The organism is Nitratireductor sp. GISD-1A_MAKvit, assembly GCF_040819555.1.
Taxonomy (GTDB): Bacteria; Pseudomonadota; Alphaproteobacteria; order Rhizobiales; family Rhizobiaceae; genus Nitratireductor.
In genome coordinates this window covers 181,721-206,317 of the sequence record NZ_CP161919.1, presented here as the reverse complement: position 1 = coordinate 206,317, position 24,597 = coordinate 181,721, and the positions used below count along the sequence as shown (strand labels likewise).

Below are 24,597 nucleotides of genomic sequence, written 5' to 3'. Positions count from 1 at the left end.
GAGGCAATCAGCCGATGTCGCCATACGGCGACATCGGCTGATCTCCTGGCGCGACATACCCTGTCCGCTCCATCTGTCTGTTTTTCCGCATTTATACGGGCGTCAGATGGGAACACCTGACACCCGCACAAATGTTTTAGTAGAAAGTGAAGCTGTCGCTATCGAGAGCGGCAAGCTGCGTTCCGCTGAGGAAGAGTTCGTCACCGTTTCCGAAGTCGAACAGCACGCCGTCGCTGCGCTGCTCCGCCAGCGCCATGAGATCGGCGAAATCGTCGACGCCATCGACATTGAGGCGGATCTCATCGCCGGGGATGAAGAAACGCTGGCGGCCGGTGCTGAAGTCGGTGATGGTGTCCTGCCCGTCGCCCGTGTTGAACACGAAGACATCGGAGCCCCATCCGCCGGTGAGCCTGTCATTCCCGGTGCCGCCGGAAATGATGTCCCGGCCGAGGCCGCCAATGATGCGGTCGTCGCCCTCATTCCCGTCGAGGGTGCCGCCGCCGAGCAGGCCGACCACCAGGTCATCCCCCTCGCCGCCGGCGACATCCCCGCCGAACAGGCCGCTGAACAACCGGTCATCGCCTGCACCACCGAAGACGGAGCCGCTGCCAAAACCGCCAAACAGCGTATCGTTGCCTTCCGTACCCTGGTGTTCGTAGTCGCCATAGGAATTGTCGACTGCTACGAAAACGCGACCGGTCGCTTCGGTTTTGCCATCGGACACGGTGTAGATGAACTGGTCCAGCCCGTCGAAGCCTTCGATCGGGTCGTAATAGACCTTCCCGTTTTCAAGACGCGCACTGCCCCCGGTGCCACTCTGTACGCCCGTGATTTCGAGCGTATCGCCATCGGCATCACTGTCATTGGCAAGCAGCGTCGCGACGTCGATGGAAAGGACACCCGGCTGATAGACGCGGAAAATGCCATCATCGACCACGACCGGCGCGGCGTTGCCCTGCTCGACCGTCAGGGTGAAGATGTCTGAAACGATCTCGGCGCCATCCGTTGCCTTCAACTCGATCTCATACACCCCGGAAGCCCCCGCCGGCGCAGTGCCGGAGAACGAGGCCCCGTCGAACTGCAACCAGTCTGGCAAGGCCTGCCCGTCGGCGAGCATTGCCGAGAAGGCAAGCTGATCGCCATCGGGATCTGAGAAATTGCCGGTCTGGGCAGCAAAGCGGAATGCCGTGCTGGTCTTGATCGTCTCGCCGTTTTCGTCCTGCGCAACATCATCAAGCGGTGCGTCGAGCACCGGCGCATCGTTGACACCGCGCACAACGAAACGGAAGTCATCGGAGATGGTCGTCGTGCCATCGCTGACATAGACCCTGAGATCCATCGCGCCGAAATAATCCGCCGGGGCCCTGGCCCGAAAGTGTGGCGGTGGTTGCGTCGAAGGTCATCCAGTCGGGCAGAGCCGAGCCATCTTCGCGGCGCACATCGAATGTCAGTTCATCACCATCGGGGTCGGTGACGATCGAGGTCTGCAACACCACGGAGAACGGCGCATCCTCATCAGCAAACCGGTCGGCAAACGGTGCGGAAAGCACCGGAGCATCGTTCACCGGATCGATGATGAGCTCGAAGACGCGGCTTGCCGAGAGTGAACCGTCGCTGGCCGTGACCTGCAACGAGACCACACCATTGAAGTTTTCCGGCGGCCGCCCGGTGAGACGCAGGGTGCCGGCGTCGAAGGTGAGCCAGTCCGGCGCGGGCGAACCATCGGCGCGCTTGAGCGAGATGACCAGCGTATCGCCATTGGGATCGCTGAATGCCGCCGGGTCGATCTGAAGATCGATGTCGGCGTCTTCATCCGCATGCAAGGGTGCAATCTCGGCAATCTCCGGCGCGAGGTTGACCTCTTCGACCGCGACCGAAAGGTGCCCCGTGTCTTCAAGCTCACCATCGGAAAGCGTGTAGGTGAACTCCAGATTGCCCGACAGCAGGGGATCGCGCGTGATCACCAGATTGCCCTCTCCATCAAGGCTTGCCGAATAACCGGACCCAAGTGCTTCGACATGCGAGATCGAGAGCGTGTCGCCATCAATGTCGTGATCATTGCCAAGCAGGTGGCTGAGCGGGATGGTGATCGTTGTCTCAAGCCCTCCATTGACCTGATCGTCGGTGGCCTGAGGCGCGTCATTGACCGCTGCAATACGGATGGTTGCCGGGCGCGTGGTGACGTCGAGGCCGTCGCTCGCGGAAATTTCGATCTCGATATCGCCGTTGAAATCCGCCGGCGGCTGACCCGACAGGCTGAGATCGCTGCGGTTGAAGGTGAGCCAGTCTGGCAGGCTGGTCCCTCCGGGACCGGTGACATCGATATAGAGCTGATCGCCCTCCTTGTCGCTGAACAGCGCCGGATCGAGCGTTGCGGAAAACGCTTCGTCCTCAGTGCCCGCCAGGATGCCAGGATCTCCGATCTGCGGAGCATCGTTGACGCCGGCAATATTGATCGAAACGGTCGCCGTGTCGGTCAAGCCGCTGGAATCGCGCAGCTGATAGACAAAGGTCGCAACGCCCGAGCGGTCGGCGACGGGCTCGAGGCGGAGCTGCCCATTGCCCAGATCCGTGACCGTGACGCCATCCGACGAGAGGATCCCGTCGAAGAGAATGGCTTCGTCATCCACATCGACATCGTTGGCGAGCAGGCTTGAGACATTGATGGTGAGCGGCGTGTCCTCGCTCATCTCAAGCGTGTCGTCATGGGCCTCCGGTGCGTCGGGCTGCGGGAGAATGTCGATGGTGATCCTGCCATACGACACGAGGCCGCCGGTATCGACGATCGAGTAGCTGATCTCCACCTCGCCATAGGCATCCGGTGCGGGGCTGTAGCGATAAAGCCCGTTGCCCAGATCAACCGCCTGAATGGAGTTGAGCGAAATCGCATCTCCATCGGGATCGTAATCATTGGCAAGAAGAGCGGCGGGATCGATGTCGATATAGCCGTCTTCCTGAACGGTGAAGCCCGCGTCGGAAACCGCAATCGGCGCATCGTTGGCGGGGAAGACGGTGATCGAAACATAGCCGTCGGACACCGCGCCGCCGGCATCCGTTACCCGATAGGTGAAACCGGCATTTCCGAAATAATCCGCCCGCGGCGTGAAGACCGCATTGCCCCCCTCCATGACGACGGTTCCGTTGTCGCCGTCGAACACCTCGGTGACAGTGAAACTGTCTCCCTCGACATCCATGTCATTGGCGATGAGATCGGACAGCGAGATCGTGATCGCCGTGTCTTCTTCGGTGGTGTAGCCATCGTCTTCCACCGTGATCGGGGCATCGTTGACCGCTTCAAAGTCCACCTGGACCACACCCGTGGCTTCCATGCGGCCATCGGAAATCGTGTAGGTGAACTGGCACAGGCCATTGATGTTTTCGTCCGGAACGATTTGCAGCCGGCCATCGGGCAGCTCGAAAACGGAAACATCGTTTCCTGCCCAGTCCTGGAAGGAAACAAAGGTGAAGGCATCACCATCCGGATCGCTGTCATTGGCGAGAAGGTCGCTGATGTGGATTACGAGCGGCGTGTCCTCGGTGCCTTCGAAATAGTCCATCTCGGCCACGGGGCGCCTGTTGGTTGACTGAACCCTGACTGTGACGACACCCGTGGTTTCGCCATCGGCACCATCGCTGACCGTGTATTCGAACGAGGCATCACCATCGAAATTCGGCTTCGGGGTGAAGACGATCTGGCCATCGACCATTTCCACCGTTCCGTTGACCGCGTTGGCAACGGCGGTGACTGTGAGCGGGTCGCCATCGACATCGCTGTCATTGGCGAGCAGCGTTGCCGGATCTATGTAAAGAGGCGTGTCTTCAAGCCCGTCCACAATGTCGTTTTCGACAATGGGCGGATCGTTGACCGGGGCGACCTGAACCCGCACCTGCCCCTGCGCCTCGCCCTGGGCATCGTCGGTTATGGTGTAGGTGAAGGTGTCTTCACCCGAGAAAGACGCATCCGGCATGTAGGTGAACTGCGCGCCGTCATTTCCGTCGAAGAGCACGGTTCTGGTCACCGAGGTGGAGGTGGCGCCCTCATGCGCCGTCATGGTGAGCTGCATCTCGGCGAGCACATCCAGCGGAACCACCGCCGTGACCTTACCCGTCTGCGGATCGATGGAGATCCAGTCCGGCAGCGGCGATCCATCGGCCATGGCCAGCGAGTAGGAGACATCCGCCCCCTCCTGCGGCAGGCCATCCGGGCGCTCCAGAACGACAACCGCATTGGACAGGGTGATGGTTCCGTTTGCGGGTTTTTCAACCGCGACCAGGCGGATCGGGTCGCCATCGTCGTCCACATCGTTGGCCAGAAGATCGGCAACGGTGAACACCATGCTCTGATCTTCGACCGCGTGGAGCAGGTCCTCGGCTGGATCCGGCAGTTCCGGCATCGGCAATACATTGACGACGATGATGCCGGGCTCCTCGGAGATCGCGCCCTTTTCATCCGTGGTGGTGTAGGTGAGCGCGAGCGCGCCGTTGAAATCCTCCGGCGTGACGATGCGGATGTATTCGCCATCATAGCTGATATGAGGCGCCTGCTCGCCATTGATGGCAAACAGCCGGTCGACCGGAAGTTCGCGCACGATGGAGAAGGCAGGCCTGTCGCCTTCGGCCGGGACATCAATGCGCACCGGCACGGAGCCAACATAGGTTCCCGGCGGTGTGCCGGCGAATGACAGGGTCGCTGCATCGAAATCGAGCCAGGAGGGGAGATTGTCGCCACTCTCGGCAAATGCACCGATGCCCTGAGCCATGGAAAGGTCGATTGCGAACTGCCCCTGCGCCGCGAAGAACGCCTGATTGGACAGAAGCGCGTTGAGCGCCGGATCGACACCGAGGGCAGGGTCGATCACGAATTCGAGCGCAAATCCTTCGCGGGCGAAGAGATGCGTGCCATCGGGCAGGCTCTCCGGTGTCGGCTCGAAGCGGATCTGGACCCGCGCAAGCTCCGCATCCGCTTCCGGCGCGATATCGCTCATGCCAAGGGACATCGTGTCGGCATCGAAGGCAAGCCAATAGGGCAGCGGGCGGCCATTGGCCAGAGTAGCGCTGACCGCATGATCGGCGATGTCGAGCACGGCAAGACCGCTATCATACCCCATGCCATCGACAAGTGCGTCCGCATCCGTCGGGCTGACCGTGATTGTGTCGGTATAGACCGACTGCGCACCGCTACCCGGGTCCACATGGGTGAAGGTGAGAACGACGTCAAAGGCTTCCGTCACCCCGGTTGGCATTTCGCCAGACAGAACGAGCGTTTCCGGATCGAATGTGAGCCAGTCGGGCAGTGCCTCTCCATCGGCCAGCGTGGCGGAAACGGAGATCTCCGGGGTCAGGCTGCCAGCGCCGAATTCATAATCTTCCTCGAAGGGCGCACGGACCCGGAAGGAAGGCGGCAGGTCGCCCTCGACCGAGATGCCCTGCGACAGCGCACCGGCATCGCCTTCTTCGAAGGTGAAGGTGTGGAGCGCGGTCTTGCCTTCCTCCGGATAGAACAGGACCACCTCGACCGAGACCGGCTCCGTTCCCGGCATTGTGCCGGTGAAGGTCAGACTTTCGGCGTTGAAGGAGAGCCAGGACGGAAGCGGGCTTCCATCGGCCAGGCGCGCGGTAACCTCCGGCGCTTCGGAAAGGAACTCCGGATCGACAATACCAAGCACCGATACCGAATTATAGAAAATGACATCGCCATCGGGCTCGACATCATTGCCGAAGATTTCGCCCGGAATGATGAGGATGGGTTCATCCTCGATCCCCAGCGCCAGATCGTTGCGCAGGATGGCCGGATCGTTGACGGGCAGAACGTCTATGGACACGAAGGCGGTGTCGACGCCGCCGCGCCCATCGGAAATCGTGTACTCGAAGCCCGCGCGATCATTGTAGTCGGGCCGTGGGGTGAAAACGATCATGCCGTTCTCATCGAACGCGACCTTGCCATTGAGCGGGAAACGCTCCAGCCCCACGATGGAGAGCGGATCGCCATTGGGGTCGGTATCGTTGGCGAGAAGGAGCGACGGGTCGATGAGGATCGGCTGATCCTCAACCGTGTCGAAACCGGTATCGTCTCTTGCAACCGGCGGGTCGTTGAGCGGTATGACCTTCAGTTCGACGGTGATGGTCGCCTGGGCACCGCGTGCATCGACCACATCATACTGGAAGGACGCATCGCCCAGCGCATCCGCGACGAAGGAAATGGTGCGGGCCTCCTCATCCAGAGTGACGGTGCCATTGCTGGGAGAATGAATGCCAAGGAAGCTGATCGCGTCGCCCTCGATGTCGTAGTCATTGCCCAGAATGTCATCGAGGGAGATAACGTTGGTCTTGTCGAGGCGCACCGTGTGCCGGTCCGGCGCGCTGCGCGGAGCGTCGTTGACCGGGTTGATGTAGAGCTCAACGGACGCGATGGACGTCTCGCCGTCGGGATCGCTCAGCACGTAACGGAAACCGGCAAAGCCGAAATGGTCCATGCCGGGCGTGAATTTCACGAAGCCATCGACCAGCTCTACTTTGCCATTGGTTCCTGTTTCCAGAATGTCGGGATAGAGATAATTGCCGTCTTCATCGATCAGGGGCAAGGTGTCGATGATCGTCAGTGCATCGCCATCGACATCGAAATCATTGCCAAGGAGCGCGGAGAACGGAATGAGCAGCGGCTCATCTTCCGTGCCCTGGATCACGCCATCATCATCCCCCACCGGGGCATCGTTGACTGGCTGGAGATTGACCTCGACCGTTGCCGTCGACTCGCGCCCGAACGCATCGCGAACCGTGTATTCGAAGAAGGCGTCTCCGTTGAAATCCTGCGCTCCCAGAAACGCGATCCGGCCGTCTTCAAGGATCTCGACCGTGCCGTTGACCGCATTCTGAACCGAGATGAGCGTGAGGTTTTCCGCACCCTCGGCAACATCATTGGCGGTCAGGTCGGCAAGATCGATGAGCGCCGTCTCGTCTTCAATGCCGAGGCGGAATATATCGTCCTGGGCATTGAAACGACCGGTGCGCTGCAACTGGTCGATCGTGTCGCGATCCCAGACGGTTCCATCCTCGAACACGATTTCCTCGATGCCGGTTTCCCGGCCAACGAAGTGATCCTTCACCCGCAGCGTGTCTATGAGATAGCCGTCATCCCGCTCGAGCTCGATCAAAAGATCATCACTCTCGCGCACGATGGAAATGTCTTTCGGCTGAATGTTCGCGCCCAGGACGACACGGTCCGTATCGGCTGCGGAACCGAGTTCCGTGACCGTGTCTTCGCCGCTGTCGAAGCCGAACAGATAGCTGTCCGATCCCGCGCCGCCGGCGATCTGATCGTCGCCGAAGCCGCCGTCGAACGTGTCGTCGCCATCCGATCCCGTGAAACTGTCGGCATGATCGGAGCCCACCAGTTTCTCAATGTCGATCAACGTATCGCCGAGCGCCTCGCCGGCGAGACCCTGACCGCTGGCAAGATCAACGGAGACGGCCTCATCGGCGCGGGAATAATCGGCGGTGTCGAAACCGCCGCGTCCATCGATGACGTCTGCCCCTCGCCCACCCCGGATGATGTTGTCGCCGGCCGTGCCGCGAATGATGTCGTCGTGGTAGGAACCCTCAACGATCTCGATCGATACGAACGTGTCGCCGGCAGCATCTCCGCCACCCGCGGCGCCGTTTTCCATATCGACGGTCACGCCTTCCGCAGAATGGGTGTAGACGGCCGTATCCACGCCCGTGCCACCGCGCAGGACATCCGCCCCGCGGCCGCCTTCGAGAATGTCATCGCCCGCATGACCGATGAGCGTGTCATCGCCGCGCCCGCCGAGAAGCCTGTTGTTCTGGCCGTCGCCTTCAAGCGTGTCGTCGAAGGCCGAGCCGGTGAGATGCTCGATGGAGGAGAGCGTGTCGCCTTCTGCGTCGCCGCCCGAGGCAGTGCCGTTCCGGAGTGACACCGCGACGGCGGCCGAGGAGGTCTCGTAGGACGCCGTATCATCGCCGGCACCGCCATCGAGAATATCGGCCCCCGCACCGCCTTCGAGCGTGTCGTCCCCGGCTCCACCCACGAGCGTGTCGTCGCCGCCCCTGCCTTCGAGGTGATCCGACCCGCCGCGCCCATCGAGCACATTGGCTCTGTCATCTCCGCCGAGCGTGTCGCGGTATTCGGTGCCGGCCAGGGCCTCGATGTTGCGATAGACATCGCCGGCCGCAAAGCCACCCTGCCCGACGCGCGAAGCAAGGTCGGCCCGGACGCCGGTGTTCGAACCGGCGAAATCGACCGTATCGAAACCGTCGCCCCCGTCGATTTCATCGCCACCATCACCGCCATCGATATGGTCGTCACCCGCGCCGGCATCGATCACGTCATTGCCCGCCCCCGCGGAAATGACATCGTTGCCCGCCATGGCCAGGATGGTGTCGTCGCCGGCCAGACCGGTGATGGTTTCGTCAAGATGATTGCCCACAAGCACATCCGGATCCGGCGTGCCCGTGAGATTGCCATCATAAACCGGCGCGACTTCTGCCTCGACAAGACCGATGTCGGTGAGGCCCGTTTCGTCCTCGACGATGTAGCGAACCTCGACATTTCCGGTGAAGCCCGGATCGAACCGGACGATGATGAAATCCTCCCCGCCGGAGTGCACCACCTCGGCCACGCCCGCGCTGACGGACTCCACCCCGGCGAAGAAAAGCGGCCGGTTTCCATTCGGGTCGTCGACATCGAAATCATTGGCGAGCAGATCGGAAACGCGCAGCACCAGCGGTATGTCGAGCGGCGTGATCCCGCCGGCATCGGCTACGGCGGTGGGGTCGTCGTCGACGCGCTGGATGCGGATATCGACCATGCCCTCCGACGTGCCGTCGGCATTGTCGGTGATCGTGTAGAAGAACACGCCCGAGGACTCGGCATTGAGATCCGGCGTGAAGAGAAGGTCGCCATTTTCCGTATAGGAGATGGTGCCGTTAAGCTCACCATAGGAGAAGCTCTCGGCAAAATTGGCATAGCGCCAGCTCACGAACTCGATCTGGTCGCGATCGATATCGGTATCATTGCCAAGCAGGACCGAGATCGGGATGACCATCGGCACGTCTTCGACCACCTGGATGACATCGTCTTCTGCCACCGGCGGCGCATCGCCGACATTCTCGAACCACAATGTGACGAGGCCGTCATTGACCGCTCCCTCGGGATCGGAAATCGAATAGCTGAACGTCGCCTCGCCCCAGTAATCAGGATCGGGCGTGAAGATGATCGTGCCATGGTCGGTGACCACGATATCGCCATCGACCGCATTGCCTGCGGATTCGAATTTGATCGCCAGGCCTTCGATATCATAGTCGTTCTGAAGAAGTTCGCTGATCGGTATTTCGAGCGGCGTGTCTTCCTGCCCGCGCAGAATGGGATCCTTTTTATAGGTGTCGTCGCGGGCGACAGGCAGATCGTTGACCGCCTGATAGACGACGGTCGCGCGGGCGGTGTCGAGCTCGCCCTTGTCGTCGGAGATCGTGTATTCGAAGTGCGCTTCGCCGTTGAAATTCTCCCAAGGGGTGAAAAGGATCGTCTCGTTGTCGAGAATCTCGACCGAGCCACCATGGGCATTCTTGACGAATACAAGCGACAGGGGATCGCCGTCCCGCTCGATATCATTGGCAAGCAGGTCCGCGATCTGAATGACAATCGGATTGTCTTCGCGGATCGGCTCTCCGCCATTGGTCTCGATCCGGTCGTTCATCGCCTCGGGCGCATCATTGACCGGCTCGACATAGACATTGACGGTTGCCGTATCCGTGCCGCCAGCACCATCGCTGACCACATACTGGAAGCTGGCATTGCCCCAGAAGAAGGGCTGCGGCACGACCGAGATGCTGCCATCCTCGTTGAGCGTCACCGAAAGGTCGGGCGACGGAACGATCGACTGGATAACGAGCCTGTCGCCATCCAGATCGCTGTCATTTTCAAGAAGTGTGTGGCGTCCGATCGTGAAGGGCTCGCCTTCGAGCGTGACGAAGCCTTCATCATCTGCCGCAACCGGCGCATCGTTGACCGGCGTGACCTGGATAAACACGGTCGCCTCTGCCCGCCCGCCTTCAGGTGTGTTTGCAACATAGGTGAAGGAGGCGATCCCGTGGAAATTGGCATCCGGCGTGAAGCTGATGTCACCATTGCTCGCAAGCGAAACCGTGCCGTTGCGCGCACCGTAGACCTGGCCAACGATCATACGGTCGCCATCGACATCGTTCGACAGGAGCCGTTCGGTGCGTATGGTCAGGAACCCGTCTTCGGCGACAACGAACCCGTCATCATCACGCGCTTCGGCAACCGGCCGCACGCGGATGTCCACGAACGCCTCGGCGATGCCATTGCGACCATCGGAGATCTGGTAGCTGATCCGCGTCGGGCCGGTGAAGCCATCCTTCGCAACGAAGACGATGTTTCCGTGCTCGTCGATTTCGGCGGTGCCTGCGGACCCGCCCTCCACCCGAATGATTGCAAGCCCGTCGCCATCGGCATCGAAATCATTGGCGAGAAGACGAGCAGGGTCGATCTTCAGCGGCTCTCCGGTCGTTGCCGTGAAATAGCCGTCATCGACCGCAACGGGGACCTTGTTTTCGAGCAGGGTGAGGATGTCCTCCCGGGTCCAGACGACGCCGTCCGAGAACACATACTGCTCCACTCCACGCCCATCGGCGGCCAGCGCATCGATAATGGTGACGCTGTCCCCTTCAGCACTGGCGAAACTGAACCTGACCGTTTCGCTGCCCTTGAAAACGCGCGCAACGGATGTTTCGGACGAAACGAAATTGAGGAACTCGACGCGGTCGACCTCGCCCGGTTCGCGATCGGCCTCCAGGATGGTGTCGTGACCGCCACCACGCCTCATCTGATAGAGATCGGCCCCCTTGCCCCCGGCCATCATGTCATCACCAGAGCGCGATACGAGCGTATCCTCCCCGTCGAAACCGAAGACATTGTCGCTTCCGGCCGTGTCGATATCGGAGAGCGCGCGGGCGCGCATGTCTGCCTCGTCCCAGACGGTGCCATCGGCGAATTCGATGGTCGAGATGCCCGCCTCATAGCGGCCAAGCACCCCTTCCAGCGTCAGCCTGTCCTGACCGGTCTTGAAACGAATGACGAGATCATGGCTGTCGGGGCCGCTGCGCACGGCGAACGCGATGTCATCGGGCGTGTAGCCGGCAAGCACGACTTTGCCGCCATAGGTGTCGGGATCGCGAATGCGGTCATCGCCGTCGCCGACATTGTAGACATATGTGTCGTTGCCCTTGCCGCCATCAATGAAATCATTGCCCTTGCCGCCACCGATCGTGTCGGCACCGTCGGTGCCGATGATCAGATCGTCGTCATCGCTTGCCTGGTTTGCAATGATTTCGGCCAGGATATCGGCCATCGACAGGGACACGCCGGCGTCCACGATTTCGACGACAACACTGCCGCCGCCCTGTTCGAAGACGTTCTCGACAAGGATGCGATCTTCCCCGCCGGCAAAGCTGACAATCAGATCGAGACCGAACTGGCCCTGCCTGGAAAAGGTGACTTCGTCACGGTCATAGCCACCGATGACGATCTTGGCGCCGGTGTCGCGGATCGTGTCGCGGCCATCGCCGCGGTTGAAGACATAGGTGTCGTCTCCACCCTTGCCGATCAGCAGATCATCGCCGCCCCTGCCCTCGATCGTGTCTGCGTTGTCGGTGCCTTCAAAGCGATCGTTGAACTCGGTCGTACCGGTCGAGCCGGCCATCAGGTCGATGAAGTCCTGCCTGTATATGCCACTCTCCGAATCGTAATGATTGCGCCACCATACGGTGCCGTCATCGAAGGTGATGGACGAAATCCCGCGGCCATAGAGCGAGGCGGAATCGACAAGCGTTATCCGCCCGCCATCACCCGCGTTCTGGGCGCTTTCGCCGATGATGACTTCGAGATCGCCATCATGTCCCTCCCTGAGGCGAACCGTTGCCGGATCGATGCCGCGCAATTCGAGCCGACCGTCATAGGCCCGGTTGTCGACCCGGTCGACACCGTCTCCCCGATTGTAGATGAAGGTGTTTTCACCTGCAGTCACCAGGATCGTGTCGTTGCCCCGACCGGCCTCGATGACATCATCGCCAAAGGTGCCCCTGATCAGATCGTCGAACGGTGTAGACTTCTGCTCGATGATGCGGGCTGCAATCTGGTCGGAGCTCAGGCTTGCGCCGCCCGAAAACTCGATTTTTTCCACGCCCCGGCCGCGCCCGGCATTGTTCTGGAACATGCCGCGAACCAGGATGACGCCTCCATCGCCGGCACCCGGCGACGTATCGGCAATTGCGATCCGCAGCCCCCGGTGATCGCTGAACAGGGTGACGTTCTCCAGATCGACATCGACCAGCCTCAGCACATCGATGCTGTCGTCACTGTAGGAACCGGCGGCTTCCTCGATCTCGTCGCTACCGTCGCCCCGCGACCAGACATAGACATCGGAGCCCGCTCCGCCACGCAGCACATCATCGCCCCCGAGACCTTCCAGCACATCGTCCCGGAAGGTGCCGACCATCGTGTCTGCATTTTCCGATGCGGAAGCGGCGACCAGCTCCTGAACCTTTTCAGCCAGTGGCGTTCTCACGCCCGAAGAGAATTCGATCCATTCGATGCTCTGCTCGCGCTGGTATGGATCGAGCTCCATCGCCCCGACCAGAACGATGCTGCCAGCCTCGATGCCGGAGGCGCTGTTTTCGGCTATGGTGATGATGAGGTCGTTGCCCGAACGCTCGAAGACCATGTCGGTTTCGGCCAGATCGGGAAAACGCAGGAGATCGCCGCGGAACCCTTCCGCATGTTCACTGTCGTCGGAACCCCGGTCGACATAGACGTCGTGCCCATCGCCATTGTTGTAGACATAGGTCGCCGAACCCGAACTGGCATCGACCATGTCGTTGCCCCTGCCCAGTTCGAAATGGGCCAGGTTGGTTTCGTTTTCGAGAATGTCATCGCCGTCGGTGGCCCGCTTCAGGCCGATGATCCTGTTGATCTCTGCCGGGCCCCATACGGTGCCGTCATCGAATTTTATGCTGTTGAACCCGAGATGGCTGTTTCCGTCATACCCGACGGGCGGCAATATTCTGATCGAACCGCCGTCTCCCGCACCCGCCACAGTCTCGGCTATGCTGATAAGCGCATGCCCGCTCTCGGAAACCATAAGGCTGACCGCGGACGCCGAAATGCCCCGCAGGTCAACCGCCACGGGTGCTCCAGCATAGCCGCTCGCGACGCTGACCACGTCATTCCCATCGCCGCGCCGGTAGACAACCCTGTCGCCCGGCTCCTCGCCTGCCTCGATGAAATCGTTGCCGAGACCTCCCTCGAATTCAAGCGCTTCTGCCTCACCGGGGAACGACGCCATCTGCGGCCCCGGCCCCTCCGGCCCCTCCGGCCCCCCCGGCCCCCCCGGCCCCCAAGGGTCCGACGGGCCGGGCTCAAACCGGGCCAGATGATCGTCGCCATCGGTGCCCTCCAGCCTGGGCAGCGGAATGGCGGCAAACAACTCATCCGCGCCCAGCTCCACCCCGCCATCGAGGGCGACCGAAATGAGTGGCTCTCCTGCAAACTCGACCCAGATGACGATCGCATCGTCACCACTCTGCTCTCTAGCGGCGATGCTGAGCAGGATGCCATCTGCCGTGCGCTCGACCGAAATCTCCGATTCGAGGACATCGGTGAGACTGATCGCTGCCGGCGTGTCATTGACGGCGCTGCCGCCAAACACGGTGTAGAGGCCGGCATCCACGCCGCGGGTGAGCGTGAGACCATGGGGGTCACCGGCCGCATCAAGGCCTTCATGGATCGGCAGCCCGGTCTGCGCGAGCGCCTTGATCGCGCGCGCGCCGAGAAGGAGACCGCTGTCGAAAAATACATCCGTATAAAACCGTGCATCACCGCGCAGGACGATGCGGCCACCATCGCCAGCGCCCGGCGCGCTCTCGGCGATGTGAAGATGATAACCGTCCGGGTGGTGCGACACGCTGACAGCCTCATTGGCGACGGACTTTAACTCCAGGCCGATCGGCACCGGCATGCTGCCTGACCCATCATCGAAGATGAGCGGGGATTCCAGATAGTAGACGCCAGACTGCACACCCCGCTGGAAAACGAAGTCTTCGGTGAAGAAACGCTGATCGCTCTGAGCCGCAAGCCTTGCTTCGGAGGCGAGTTCGCCAAGCGTTTTCACCGTGCCATCGGAGAAGCCGATTTCATCGATGCCGGATAGATCGTAGCTGCCGGCTGTCTCAGGAACCGCGCCCTGGGCAATCGTGATCGACCCTTCACGCCCGGCGAACCACAACACCATGTCGCCGGCGCGATAGGACTTTTCATTATCGGGCGAAAGCGCCACGAACACATCCGAATAGGGGATGTCATCCAGAATGATCCGGTCCAGCGTGGGCGTATCTTCCAGATACATCAACTCATCGATGAGGTCGTGTCCATCCCCGGTGCGATACACATAGGTGGTGGCCGCCGGCGGGCGCTCGATACCCTGTTCGAAATTGTAGTAACCGCGGTCGATGAAGATTTCATCGGAACTGGAGGACACGGCCGTGTCCAGCTCGCGCTCGCCCACATCCACGATGGTGAACAGATCTCCACCTGACGGCGCCTCCGGGAGTATCGGCGGACCGTAGGCGATGGCGTTCTCCGCAATCATCTGCGAATCCCAGACCGTGCCATCGGCGAATGTGATTCCGGCGAACTGGTCCGGTCTTTCTTCGAACCAGATGCCATCGGCGCTTCCGTTCACCGACAGATAGTAGGATGTGGCAGGCTCCGGCCCGTCGACCACCCCGGGACCACCGCCCGGCATAACGTGCAGCATGATGTCCTGCGGGTTGATCCCGGCCAGCGTCAGCGAGAAGCTGGCAGAATAACTATAAGGCGCGAGAAGCACCGTATCGCGGCCATCACCTGCCGAGTATCTGACCTCTATGTCGCTGGCATTGACGATGAGAAAATCATTGCCGCCAAGCCCCTCTGCGATCGCACCGGGCTCGCTGAAAACGAGATGATCGTCGCCCTCAGTCGCCACGGCGGGCGCTTTCTCCGGCAGCGGTGGAACACGGTCGCGAATGTCATAGCGCGACCAGCTCGTTCCATCCTCGAATTCGATGTTCTGGATCGCGCCGCGGAAATAGCCGTAATAGCTGGAAAAATATCCCGGCACCGAAATGCGGTCGTCCGTGCCGGCAAAGGTGATGACAAAACCGTCATCATCCATCATCCGCGTGAAGATGACCTCTTCGGGGGTGTAGCCCCTGATGCTGAGCGTTCCCGAATCGTTGCCCTCCTCGAAGGCATCCTTGCCGTCGCCACGGTTGAAGACGAAAGTGGCGTCGTTCTCGCCTTCGTAATAGTCGTTGCCAAGCCCGCCCTGTATCTCGCCGCTTCCATCGACGACGGTTATGAAATCGTCGCCATCGGTCGCCTGCCCCGCATTCACGAGCGCCAGCATCTCATCGTAATCGAGAATGCGGTCGTCGAACTGGAATTGCGCGATCGCGCGGACAGGTCCGGTCGAGCTCGACCATTTGGAACCATTGAAGCCATCCTCGATGAGGATTTCATCTTCCTGGCCGGCAAATCTTATGACGAGATTTTTAGGATGCCCGTCTTCGATTGCGAAGGTCGCATCCGCCGCGTCGTAGCCGCTGATCCTGAGCTTCCTGACATCGCCAAAATCCGGGATTGACCGGATCGTGTCGCGACCGCCGCCGCGCGCAAAGACGTAGGTGTCATCGCCAATTCCGCCGTCCATGATCTCGTCGGCGGTGGTTCCGGTGATTGTGTCTGTTCCGTCGGTGCCGAGAACCAGGCGCTGCGAGGAGACATGGGACGCATCCACGGCGCGCTTCAGTTCGCTTTCCGTCCAGATCGTGCCGTTGGCAAACTCGATCTCCCGAATGCGGGCATATGAGCTTCCATCCAGCGCGTTTTGCAGGATGACCTGATCGCCCACACCAAACCGGAGCGCGACATCGCGGCCATTGTCCGAAATGACAATGGCATCGAGATCGCCGGGATTGTAATCTGCCAGAACGAGACGATTGAGATCACCCCGCCAGCCGCTTTCCTCAATGACGTCAAGCCCGTCACCGCGACGGAACACGTAGGTGTCTTTTCCGGAGCCGCCGCTCAGGAGATCGTCGCCCCGCCCGCCCTGAAGCGTATCCGCACCTGAAGTTCCGTGGATTTCATCGTCGAAATCGGTCCCCACGCCGATAACCAGCTCGAACAGCGCCTCGCGCGTGAAGATCGTTCCATCGCCGAAACGGACTTCGCTGACGCCGCCGCCGGTCTGGCCATCGACATAGCGCAGCACGATTTCATCTTCGCTGTTTTCAAAGGTGAGAAGCAGCTCGTCGCGCGCGCCGACCGGCCGCGAAACGCTCATCTCATCGGCGCTGTAACCGTGGATGACGAGAATGTCCTTTCCGTTCTCCGCATCGGAATACACATCCTTGCCGTCGCCGCGGGTGTAGATGAACGTGTCGTTGCCGCCCCCGCCGCGAATGTCGTCGTCCCCGGCGCCACCCTCGATCACGTCGGCTCTGCGGCTGCCGATGATGATATCGGCATTCTCCGTCGCCTGGTCCAGCATGGCGCGCTCGGCGAGCGCATTCTGCGACCAAACGACACCGTCGGAGAAGCGAAGCTCGGGCAGTGCATAGGCTGTGAGCGCGCCGACCAGACGAACCTGGTCCCCGGTTTCGGGGTTCACGATGAGCAGATCCGAACCATCCGTATCGGCCAGACGCACGACCGCCTCGCTCGCCGCAAGGCTGGCAAAGGTGATGCTCGCCGAAACCGGATGCTCCGCGATGCGGATCGTGTCCAGCCCGCCGCCAGCCTCGATCTCGACCTGCGTGTCGGCACCCATGATCACGGTATCGAAACCGGTGCCCGGCCTGATCGTATAGGGTGAGGCCACGATGCGATCGTCGATCAGGTCCTGGCCATTGTTGCTGCTCTGCTGGCGAATGATGTCGCGCACTTCATCGAGATCGATGGATGCACCGTCGTCGAACACGAACTGTTCGATGGCGCTGCTGGCTGAAGACAGACCGCCGAGAATGACCAGCGTGTCGCCGGTTCCGGCAAGCGAGATCAAGAGGTCGCCGTCGATATCGGCAAAGGAAACGGTTTCGCGCGAGACGCCCGTCTTGAAGACGACCTGATCAAGGCCTGCCGTATCCTCGATGCTGTCGGCGCCATCACCGATGCCGAAGCGATAGGTATCGTCGCCGCTGCGACCGATCAGGGCATCCGACCCGGCGCCGCCATCGATATCGTCATTGCGCCCGTTGAAGCCGATCAGCTGATCGTCGTTTTCGCTGCCTTTCAGGAAGCGGTCCATCATGTCGTCGATGGTCAGCACGGCGCCATCGGCGAAGTGGAACTCCTCGACACGTCTGTTTGCGAGGCCGCCAACCACCCGCAGAACATCGACGCCTGCTCCCAGATCGATCAACAGATCGTCACCGTCGCGGCGCAGTTTCAGCGTGTCGAGGCGGACCGTCGATCCGAAGACAACCCGGTCGATGACACCTGCCGCATCGGTCTTTTCTTCGATACGGTCGAAATCGTAACCGGCGCCGAAGGCATAGGTGTCGGCCGCGTTTCCACCAATGAGCGTGTCGTCCCCCTGCCGGCCATCGAGTGTGTTCGGCTGGTCCGGCGTGCCCGTGATGATGTTGTCGCCGCGATTGCCACCTTCAATCTGGAGGATTTCCTCCACATCCGAGATGAGCAGGAAGTCCCCGCTCTTGAAGGTGAATTTCTCCACCCCGTCAGCCGTGCTTCTGAACTGGTCGCGGATGCGCAGCGTGTCGGGGCGCCCGGAAACCGAGACCACGAGGTCATCGCCATCCTTGGTGAAGACCACATTGTCCAGCGTGATGTCATCGCCAAATTCGACGACATCGTCGACCGGTACACTGAAGCCCTTGCGGTCTTCCCAGGCGGCACGCACCCGCCTGTCGACGATCACGTCATCGCCGTACCCCACGTCGAATTTGTAGGTGTCGCCGCCATCGCCACCGACAAGAAGATCGTCGCCACCGCGCCCATCGAGCGTTTCGGCAAAATTCGAGCCGGTGATCGTTTCCGCCGCCGACGTCCCGACAAGGTCGAGATCCTCGGGATTGAGGTTTGTGAATTCGAGCGTCCGGTCGGCAAACTCGAAAAACTCGACGGCATGGGTCTGCTTGCCTTCACGCACATACTGGTTCTCGAGGATCAGTTTTTCGCCGGTTCCGTCGACCGTGATGATCAGGTCGAGCGCGGTTCGGCTGAACGTCACCTGTGTGCTCTCAATGCCCTCAAGCACCACACGCTCGGTGCCCGATGTATCGAATATCGTGTCTTCGCCATAGCCGAGGCCGAAACGATAGGTGTCGTTTCCGCTCATGCCTTCGAGGCGATCGTTGCCCGCGCCGCCATCAATATCGTCGCTGACAAGCTCAAAACCATAGATCGTGTCGTCACCGGCGGTCTGTGCGATCGTCACATAGTGCTGGAGGAATTTGAGCCAGGACCATGTCGTGCCATCGCCGAACTCGATGGTCTCGATGAGGTTCGTGTAACCAATGATGATGATGTTTTCGAGGAAGTCGGTCAGCACGACCTCGTCCTCGGTGCCCTTTACCCGCAGGCGCAGCGTGTCGGACGAACCGTCGCGCAGAAAATCGAAATCGTTCCAGCGCAAATCGTCGATGAAACGCAGCGTGTCCGGTGCATTGCCGAAGATCTTGGGAGCAAAGTCCCGGTCGTGAATGACATCGCTGCCGTAGTTGCGGCCATAGATGTATGTATCCGAACCCTCGCGCCCTTCGAGATAATCGTCGCCTGCCCCGCCATCGAGCTGGTTGTTGTTGCGCAGCCCGTAGATCGCGTCATCGCCATCGGTTTTTGCGTTTTTCAGCACCTGCGAGACGATGTCCTCGAACTCCATCGCGGTGCCATCGCCAAACACGAAACGTTCGATCGCGGTCGGTGAAAAGAAACTGTCTTCCCCGAGACCCGGTATGAGCCCGCCAAACGCCTGAAGATAGACCGCATAACCGCCTAGCTGGCCGATCACGTGAATGCTGTCGCCGGTTTCCTGGCCCTGATTGTCGAGCAGGATGATCTTGAGGTCGTCGCTCGCGCCATCGCGCAGCAACCGGACATTCTCCTTTGCGATGTCACCATTGAACACGAGCATGTCCATGCCGGCCTTGAGCGGCCCGAAGGAAAACGCGCCGCGATCGTTGATCGTGTCCTGCCCGTCGCCGAAATCGAACACGTAAATGTCGCCGCCGGCGCCTCCGCTCAGGACGTCATTGCCCTTGCCGCCCCACAGAACATCGGCAGAGCCGGAGCCGAGATAGGTGCCGTAGTCGTCGCGCGGGTCGGCCACCTCGAAAGCCATGCGGCTGCGATCCCAGATCGTGCCGTCTGCAAAGACAATCGTGGTAACGCCCGACTCCACCTGTGCGCCATTGGTGAGATACTCGTTGAGCTCACCCAGGAACTGATCGACGATGCGGACCTCACCGGCCCCGCCATCGAACTGCAGGATGAGATCCTCGCCGTCGCGGATCGCAACCACATCATCCGGCATGACATAGGACAGCCGCAGGGAATCCGCATCGTCGAGATCATAATCCCTGATGATATCCCGGCCAGATGATGAGCCGACGAAATAATAATCCGCACCCTGCCCGCCAACGATCGTCTGGTCGCCACCGGTCATGTAGAAATAGTCGGTCCCGCGCGTGCCGATGACCTCGGTCGCATCCGCAGCGTGATCGATGATCATTTCCTCGTTGATCGAGAGCGCATTGGCGACCGCGCGGATGTCGAGATCGATGCCGACCTGTTCGAAGGCCGGCAGCATCATCTGCATGATGAGCGCCTGATCGATGAGCACCGTTGCGCCGTTCTGGTTGACGGAGCTGTTCAGCCGGTACTCGGGATAGATCTGCCAGAGGATCTCGTTCCAGTCCACGAGATAGTCGTAGGCTGCATCGTGACCTGCGGGTGCCGCTTCGAAGATCGCCTCGAACATCGGGGCGAGTTCACGGTTCTGCGTTGCGTGGTAGGCATTCTTCTCGATGGAATATTCGATGCCGCGGGCGAAATCGGACAACCCGCCCTGAAATGCGAGGCGCGCGGCGAGCATGCGGCTGATCAGGATGTACTCATCCATGACCCGGCCGACCATCTCGATCATCACCTTGATGCCGCTTTCATAGGTGCCGTCGCTGGCGAGATTGGCCCCGCCATTCTCACCAAGCGCGTAGTCGATCACCCCGGTTGCGGGATCGATGGTGGCGGAAAGGAACTGCGGACGGAATTCGAGCCCCACCAGCCTGCTCGCGAAATGGAATTGGCCCGGTGTCAGGAGCTCGACGCGGAAGCTGGAATCATCCGTCGAACCGACTTCGTCGAGCGTGTCGAAATCGACCTCGTAGTTGCGCAGGTTGAACTCATATGGCGTGCCATATTTGTGCTGAAGCTCAAGCGCACGGTCGAGATTTCGTGCCCATACATGGAACGTGCCGTCAGCATCGGTGACCTCAACCGTATAGTCGACAGCCACACCATCGATGAAATAGACGCCTGTTGCCTCCACCGGTATGGAAGCGAAGGGATTGTGCCCGAAACTCTCGACCCGCCATTCCTGACCGGCCTGGGTTGCCATGGCGAGAATATCCTCGCGGCCGGATGAAACGATCTCCGCCCCGCCGGAATCGAGCACCGGATTGCCACTGGCAAGGCGCCAGCTGCCATCGGGATTTTCGATGCCATGATCGAGGACAACGGCGCGCCCCTCGACAATCTCCACCAGATAGGGGCGCTCGGCCCGGGCAGACAGCGCCTCGACACGACTGGAGGGCGAAAAGCCCTGCTCGATCTGCCAGCTCTGGCCGCCCGCCACGGCCATGGCAAGCACATCCTCAAGGGTCGCCCGCGCAATCTCGTCGCCATTGGCGGCTCGAACCGGATTGCCGCTCGCCAGCGTCCAGTAACCACCTTCGGCGTCCTCGACCCAGACGCCGCGATCGGCGAGCCTGACGCCACCTGCTCCGTCATCCTCAAGAAGAACGGGCGTAAGCTCGCGGGTGAGATTGAGCGCGTATCCCCATTTGGCCAGCACATCGCCGACCTGGGAAACGAGCGTCTTGAGCTTGGGCGTGACCATCTCGGCGGCACGCTGCTCGGCGAGTTCGCCCAGCTCGAAATCATTGTGGATCGACACCGCCAGATCGGTGACCTGACCGAAGCCCCGGCTGTCGAATTTGAGGTTCTTGAGCCAGGGAGCGGGTCCCGTCTCGCCGCGATAACGGGTGCCCACATCATCGACGCGGAAGACGGCATCATAGAGCGAGCCGAGTCCCCCGCCCTGCCAGACGAATTCGCCCTGACCGACAAGCTGCACGCCCTGCGGGGTTTCGCTGTCGATCACGGTGTTGGCCAGACGGATCTCGACAATGCCGGTATCGGCGAGTGTCCGGATCTCGCCTTCCTGCGAGACACCGTCCTGATTGAGATCACGCCAGACACCGAGCTGCGCATAGATGGCATCGCTGGCGTCGATCACGCCATCATTGTTGTCATCATAGAGCGCGAGCTCTTCGAGACCGCCCATATCGGCGTTTCCGAACAGCTCGTTGATGTCGTCAATGGCGCCATTGCCCGATTTGTCGAACACCAGGAAACCGTCATCGGCAGCGATCCACTGGGTGTTTTCGGCAAAGAAATCGCCATCGATATCGAAATAGGCATCCGAATCCGACAGACGCACGGTCTCGATGCCGTCGCCATCAAGGTCGAGCACCAGCGGATCGACACCGGTCGACCACAGCATGGCCTTGCCGAACAGGCGCGCGAACTCGGCCAGCCCCGCCACGCGGTCGACCAGCGGAAGCACCATGTTCAGCCCGCCCATGATGGGCGGCAAGAGCGCGAGTGCTGCCAGGAACTTGTTGGCCTTGAGCCATTTCATGCCCAGATCACCCTCGGGGATTGCCGAAAGCGCAAGGCCCCAATGGGTGTAATAGCCCTCGTAATTGGCGACCTTCATCGCGCCGACGAGATTGTTTCCGTCGCCGTCCTGGGTGAAATTGTCCTGCCCGAACAGGCCCAGAAGACCATTGAACCCGTTCACGACATAAAGATCGATGCCGCCATCTTCATTGTCCATGAACATGTAGTTCATGAAGATCATGAACTGATCGAAATAAAGCGGCACATCGGGCACCGCCAGATCGCCCGCCGCCGCCCAGAGTTGCGCGGGGGCCGAAGGCGATCATCGGCACGCCCTGCTTGCCGCCCGTCAGCGGCATGCCGTAGAATTTCAGCACGTCGTTGGGACGCGCATCCATGATCGTGGTTTCCGGCCAGTACCAGAAATTGTCGGAATGGTTTGAGGATTCCCAATAGGAATCGGGAACGCTGACGCGCTCGCCATTGGCGCCGGCGATCGCCCCGTCCTTGGTGTCGCCATAGATCACGCCGCCCTTCGACGTGTTCCAGATCCAGTCCCGGCCTTCGCCGCCGACCGTCTCGGCCTTTTCGCCGATTGCCGCCAGAACGACATCGTTGCCTCGCCCGCCATCGAGCAGCAGCGCAGTCTCCTGATCAACCTCCGGGCGTGTGTCCTCTTCGCCGGCGCCCGGTGCCTGCCCGACACGATCGCCAGCCTCGTAGAAATCGGGCTTGTAAGCGATCAGCCAGTCATTGCCGTCCAGACCGTAAGCCTCGCCGGCACCGAAGTGAATGAGAACATCGTTCTCGTCATTGCCGACGAGGATCGAAAGATCCTCACCCACAAGCCACGGGTTCTTTTGGAGCGGGTCGCCTGCCTTGGGGCCGGGATTGAACAGGACGCTCTCGCCGGCTGCGCTCAGTATCTCCGGTGTCAACAGCTTGAAGAACGGCTCGATGACATATTCGGCCATCACCCGGGCAGCCGTTTCTGCCATCTTGTAGATGTTGGTCTTCTCAAATTCCGCCAGCGTATCGAGCGCCAGCCGCGCAAGCGGGACGAGCTTGTTGTCCTCATACTGCTCGTTGGCCGTGATGTAATCTTGAAGAAATTCCTTGAATACGACATAGCCTTCGGCGGCGCCGAATGCGATGGTAAAGGCCAGCCCCATGGGACCGGCCATCGCCAGGAGCGCCACGCCGCCCACGAGACCAGCCGTGGCCGGTAGGCTGGCGATGAGTTGCGGTGCCTTGCGGGCTGCCCATTCGTCAAAAGACTGAGGGTCGTCGACGGTTTCGGCCTGATATTTGGTGAAGACCGCAAGCCCCGCAAATACCATTCCCACGCCGCCGATGATGCCTCCGGCCTTGACCTTGGTGTTGGGAGAATCTCCGTCGACTGCCGATTGCCTCAGATTTTCGCCACGATTGTCGAACGCTTCGTTCACACGATCGATGAGCGCAGCATCCAGCCCGCGCACACCGGCATGGTAGGTCTCGGCGCTGCTGCGCGCCTTTTCGAAGTTGTTGGCCCGCACATAGTGACGGGTGAGCTCGTTGTAGAACTCCGAAATTGTATCGGGAAGCTTGTCGTGATCGCCGTCGGGAAATGCGCCCGAATTGCGCAGATCATCCAGGATGTTTGTCTCGAGCGCGACAAGTTTCGACCTGGTATCCGGATCATTCTGCAACCTGTCGTGGAAGCTCTTCAGGTCGTCTGCATTGCCCCTCATGATCGCTTCCGTTGCGATCACATTCGCACGCACCCGGTCGGGCGTATCAACCTCGGGAAACAGGCGAGCATAATCCTCAAAGTTGTCGACGAGGCGCTGGTTGAGCGCCTTGTCGGCCGCATCGATCACGGCCTGGCTTTTTGGCCCCTCCGCGCGCAAAACAGGATCGAAAACCTCCTCCACCAGAGCGCGGTTCTGCCGGTACAGATCGGTCTGCTCGAGAGTCGCCGTGCTGTAACTATCGCGGATACTCTCGTTATGTGCGCTGACTTCGGCAGCGGTGTCGAATGCGGGGTCTTGAGCGTTGATCGCGATATGCTTTATGTCGGAGTGACCGGCGGCATCGAGAATGTCCTGCCGGAGATAGCCAGCCTTCATCGTCTTCGTGAAAGCGATGTGATCGAGAATGGCGTTAATGCGGGCATCACGAACGGCGGAATCGAATTCCGCCTGGGTGATATCTCCGGCGAGGAGATCTGCATTGAGGTCTTTCAGAGTTTCCTTGAATTCGGCTTCGATCGATTGGGCGAAGCTCATACCATCTGTTTCGGGGTTTGAGCTCCAATGCAGTTCGTTTACAGATTTACCGTGATTGCCGTGCGCCGTAGTGCCTAGCACCGCAGCGTCTACAGCACGGTTGGCAACGAGCGCACCATTGTATCGTGCTTCCTGATGGAACCCGAATTCTCCATTCGGGTCTAGGAGCTCTTGATAGTTTCCCATCGCGTTGCGCCACAACGCATCGCCAAAGCCGTGAGCCGCGTCGAACGGATTGCGAGGGCTTCCATTGGATCGCTCGAAAGACTCGACGCCAAGAAAACTATCGGGTTTGTCGATGTTCGTGAAAGCCATGGTTCTTCTCGC

General features: G+C 60.6%; 3 protein-coding genes. All 3 read right to left on the bottom strand.

The genetic code is table 11. The features are described from left to right. Window positions 1-136 precede the first annotated feature (136 nt). The 3 genes from AB2N04_RS00910 to AB2N04_RS00900 are packed head-to-tail and all read right to left on the bottom strand — an operon-like array spanning window position 137 to window position 24,585. The gene (locus AB2N04_RS00910) at window positions 137-1,339 is read right to left on the bottom strand and encodes an Ig-like domain-containing protein (protein WP_367714280.1); all 1,203 of its coding nucleotides are present in this window, start codon (window positions 1,337-1,339) and stop codon (window positions 137-139) included. Next, window positions 1,290-22,274 (bottom strand): tandem-95 repeat protein, encoded by a 20,985-nt coding sequence (locus AB2N04_RS00905; protein WP_367714279.1) that lies wholly within the window; start codon window positions 22,272-22,274, stop codon window positions 1,290-1,292. Before AB2N04_RS00905 ends, AB2N04_RS00910 begins: the two co-directional genes overlap by 50 nt. Next, entirely contained in the window at window positions 22,207-24,585 is a 2,379-nt protein-coding gene (locus AB2N04_RS00900; RefSeq protein WP_367714278.1) for a hypothetical protein, read from the bottom strand. The genes AB2N04_RS00905 and AB2N04_RS00900 overlap by 68 nt, the downstream gene beginning before the upstream one ends. Window positions 24,586-24,597 lie beyond the last annotated feature (12 nt).

Coding starts and splice junctions, on each gene's coding strand:
- AB2N04_RS00900 (WP_367714278.1), bottom strand. CDS start 24,585: ATGGCTTTCACGAACATCGACAAACCCGATAGTTTTCTTGGCGTCGAG.
- AB2N04_RS00910 (WP_367714280.1), bottom strand. CDS start 1,339: ATGGATCTCAGGGTCTATGTCAGCGATGGCACGACGACCATCTCCGAT.